Origin of the sequence: Clostridium sp. (genome assembly GCF_018372875.1) — a bacterium.
In the GTDB taxonomy this organism is placed as follows: domain Bacteria; phylum Bacillota; class Clostridia; order Clostridiales; family Clostridiaceae; genus Clostridium.
This window is the reverse complement of the sequence record NZ_JAHAIF010000089.1, coordinates 1-3,554: the sequence shown is the minus strand read 5'-3', so window position 1 is coordinate 3,554 and position 3,554 is coordinate 1. Positions and strand designations below refer to the sequence as shown.

General features: G+C 25.0%; 6 protein-coding genes. 5 read left to right on the top strand and 1 reads right to left on the bottom strand.

Going from position 1 to position 3,554, the window contains the following annotated elements:
• The first annotated feature begins 339 nt into the window (after positions 1-339).
• The 3 genes from KIB46_RS16090 to KIB46_RS16080 all read left to right on the top strand — a co-directional run bounded on the left by KIB46_RS16090 (position 340) and on the right by KIB46_RS16080 (position 1,768).
• Positions 340-651, top strand: a complete 312-nt coding sequence (locus tag KIB46_RS16090) for a hypothetical protein (protein ID WP_291673224.1) — start codon at positions 340-342, stop codon at positions 649-651.
• Between the two features lie 151 nt (positions 652-802).
• The gene (locus KIB46_RS16085; RefSeq protein WP_156558975.1) at positions 803-1,267 is read left to right on the top strand and encodes a hypothetical protein; all 465 of its coding nucleotides are present in this window, start codon (positions 803-805) and stop codon (positions 1,265-1,267) included.
• A gap of 270 nt (positions 1,268-1,537) precedes the next feature.
• The gene (locus tag KIB46_RS16080) at positions 1,538-1,768 is read left to right on the top strand and encodes a hypothetical protein (RefSeq protein WP_291673221.1); all 231 of its coding nucleotides are present in this window, start codon (positions 1,538-1,540) and stop codon (positions 1,766-1,768) included.
• A 100-nt stretch (positions 1,769-1,868) separates the two neighbouring features.
• Here KIB46_RS16080 and KIB46_RS16075 read toward each other — a convergent pair whose 3' ends face one another.
• Positions 1,869-2,438, bottom strand: a complete 570-nt coding sequence (locus KIB46_RS16075; protein ID WP_291673219.1) for a hypothetical protein — start codon at positions 2,436-2,438, stop codon at positions 1,869-1,871.
• Between the two features lie 124 nt (positions 2,439-2,562).
• On the opposite strand from KIB46_RS16075, the gene KIB46_RS16070 reads away from it, so the two are divergent.
• Positions 2,563-2,898 (top strand): hypothetical protein, encoded by a 336-nt coding sequence (locus tag KIB46_RS16070; protein ID WP_291673217.1) that lies wholly within the window; start codon positions 2,563-2,565, stop codon positions 2,896-2,898.
• A gap of 210 nt (positions 2,899-3,108) precedes the next feature.
• The coding region (locus tag KIB46_RS16065; RefSeq protein ID WP_291673215.1) for an Rpn family recombination-promoting nuclease/putative transposase at positions 3,109-3,554 on the top strand (446 nt) is incomplete at its 3' end.

The window sequence follows — 3,554 nt, the reverse complement described above, 5'->3', positions numbered from 1 at the left end:
TCCGTTTTTGTCTGATCCATTTTCCACTTCAATAACTAAAGCAGAACTAGCTAAAACCTTAGTAATTGCCATAATAAATTCCTCCTTTCAAAGTATTCACAAATGATATATGCAGAAGTTAAAAAAGTAATATTACATTTTCATATTAAAGAAATATATACTCAACCTTATTTATATAATTGTGAATGTGCAGAAGGGGTGAACTAAGTGATCTTTGAAAATTGAATAGTGTGGTGTTTACAAAATATGTTATAATTAACTGGTAATTTTAAAGTGATGTAAAATAACATATTATATAGAATTTAAGTTAGATAAATATTTATATTTGGAGTTGATAGTGTGAAAAAGAATAAAATTGGAATAGGTTCACTTTCTTTATTATTATTTATTATTGGATGTTTATTTAGTTTTACATTTAATGATATATGTATAGGGGATAGCATCTTGACTTATATTGGTCTAAAAGCATGGTCTAATGGAAATAGTGGAACTCATTATACAATATTTTATTCTATATTATTTTTTATTCCATCATTAATTTTGGGGTATAAATTTAAGGAAAACTTTGGATCGAAAATAGGGAAAATACTATCTACTATTATGGTAATAATGATAATAGTAAATTCGTTATTTTTCACTGCCATTTTATAAGCCGTAATTTGTATAAAGTGCGAAGTAAATTATCTTTGAAAATCTAACAATAAGATATTTACAAAATATGTTATAATAAATTCGTAATTGTATTAAATTGCGAGTTAGTTACTTATAAACTGGTCTATAGATGGGGATTTATGGAGGGAAAATGAATAAAGTATATTTAGATGTAACAAAAAGAGAAAATTGTCCAGCTATATGTATAGGTATAAAAGATATGGAAGTTATTACATCAGGTAGTACTGTTTATCATATGGATTCAAATGATAAAAATGAAATTTATCAACAATATGCTGATGAGTATGATATACATTTTATTTTTGATGATGATATTATTAAATTATCATTTTATACAGTTCCTCAAGTAGATGTTTTCGCAACAGATAGCGAAGGTGGTTTAATTGGAACTGTTGGCTCATTTACAGATTTACAACGTGATTTACCAATATGCTATATCAATAAATATAAAGAGTGTTTTCTAATTGCAAATAGCGGAAAAGAGTTTTTAGAAACAACTAAAAGTTGGAAAAGTAATATTAAACCGTACAATGAAGTTATATTTTATGAATCTAAATTAGAAGCTGAAAAAGAATTGAGATTTATTAATATTTAAGTTCTGAAAATAGCGGATTTAAATTTATGTTTTCTTATAAATTCCAGTTTGTAAATTTGCTATTGAAGATATAAAGAGAAGAAAACTAAAAATACTGTATTATTCAAAAATGAATTTGCAGTATTTTTTTGTTTGCAATTCTAAGAAAGTACAAGCTATGCAGAAGGGGTGAACTAAGTGATCTTTGAAAATTGAATGATGAGGTATTTACAAAATATGTTATAATTTATTTAAAGTTATATAGATAAATAAAGAGGAAAGGAGAGAATTATGAATAAAAGAGGTGTAGGCGCAATTTTTTGTTTGATTGCTAGTATTTTATTTTCTGCAAGATATATAGCTGCTGCTATTTTTATGTCAGGTGTCTTGTCATGGGATGCAGGTTTATTTCAGGCAGGACTTGAATATGTAGGAACCCCATTATTATATCTAAGTATTTTAAGTTTAATTGTAGGAGTAGGATATTTAGTTTGGGAAGAAAGGGGAAATAATAAAGAATAGTTTATAGATCAGGCAATATTGAGTAAAATATATAATATATTAAAATACCGTATTATTCAAAAGAATATGCGGTATTTTTGAGGTTGCAATATATATTATATTAATAATTAAAGTGTACAGATTCATGACTTCTTATAAGTTTTTCTTTTAGCTCCTGTGCAAAATCTATAGAGTTTTCAAAGTAATTAGATACTCCAAAATTATAGTTATAAGGACCTTTCTTGTAATTTATTATTACATTATCATTTCTTATTAAAACTTCACTTATTTCATTAAAATCAATAATTATTTCCGAAAAAGATTTTCCTACATAATTGTTACTTGATGTACGAACAGCTATCTTCATTATGCCTCTAAATTCTATTGAATTATCTAATATAATGGCTTCTAAAGATTTACCTTCATTTATTAATTTATCTATTTCAGGTTTTAATAACTTTTTAGTTAATGGACTCATTCTTTTTGGAACTAAAAGTTCAAATAAGATAAGTAATAAAAAAATAGTAGACATAAACAAAACTAAAAGATATAGATTTTTATCATTACCAGTTTTGTTTTTTAAATTTAATAATACAAAAATAATAATAATTAATAACAATGGAATAAATACAAAGTCCATTAACGAAGGTTTTTTAGTTTTTTTATAAAGATTTTCATTAAATTTATACACAAAACCACCCCTAACATACAAAATATAACATATATTAAAAAAAGAGTAAAATAACATTGCAATTATAGATATGAATTATAATAATTTTTTTTGTATAAGTAAATAATATAGTTGAGGTGATTTTATGAAAAAGAAAGTTTTAACTTGTGTGTCAATAATATTATTATGCTTAGCAATATCAAGCTCAAAAGCAAAGGCAGATGAAGAAATTTATCCAATTAATAATACTTATAAACCAGGTATATATATCTTGAATAAAAGTGACAAAAATTCTTACAATTTAACTTATGAATTTGTAAATAAGGGACAAAAATCTGCTATTATTATTTTAGATGAGAATTATGATATTACCTATAAAAATGTTAATTGTAATAGAAGATGCAATGGTGGTACTATAACTAATAAAAATACAATAATAGTAGTGGGTGGAGAGATTGCTTTTTATTTTGAAAAAAAATAATTAATATAAAAATACCGTATTATTCAAATTGAACTGCCCCCTGTCTAATTGACAGGGGGCAGTTCAATTACAACACCTAATTTTGTTGATATTATGGCATTTAGTTTGTTTATAGAAGAGGTAAGGATGGTTATTTTTGATGCAATAAATAATCATAAATAAATATCCATCCCATCTTTTTTGTGTGTGCAGTTAAGTAAAGGAAAAATAATGGATAAAACATTAAAGGAATTAAATCTAGAAGATGATTTCTTATTTGCTAAGGTAATGAGCGATAAGGAGATTTGTAAGGAATTTTTAGAGAAACTTCTTGAAGTAGAAATAACTAAGATTGAAATGCCTGAAAACCAAAAAACAATAGATTTACTATTAGAGAGCAAGGGCATTCGCTTAGATATTTATGTGAAAGATGAAAAAGATACAGTATATAATGTAGAAATGCAGCGTGGAAAACATAGAAATATTCCTAAAAGACTTAGATACTATCAAGGAAATATTGATCTTGATTTAATAAGCAAGGGCGATGATTATAATAAACTTGCAAAGAGTTATATAATTTTTATTTGTACCTTTGATTTATTTAATGCAGGAAGACACAAATATTCTTTTGAAACTGTATGTAAAGAAGATAACAATATAAAGCTTAAGGACGATAC

What these genes read in the sequence shown, in the direction of transcription:
- KIB46_RS16085 (WP_156558975.1), top strand. Translation starts at nt 803, where the DNA reads ATGAATAAAGTATATTTAGATGTAACAAAAAGAGAAAATTGTCCAGCT.
- KIB46_RS16080 (WP_291673221.1), top strand. Translation starts at nt 1,538, where the DNA reads ATGAATAAAAGAGGTGTAGGCGCAATTTTTTGTTTGATTGCTAGTATT.
- KIB46_RS16070 (WP_291673217.1), top strand. Translation starts at nt 2,563, where the DNA reads ATGAAAAAGAAAGTTTTAACTTGTGTGTCAATAATATTATTATGCTTA.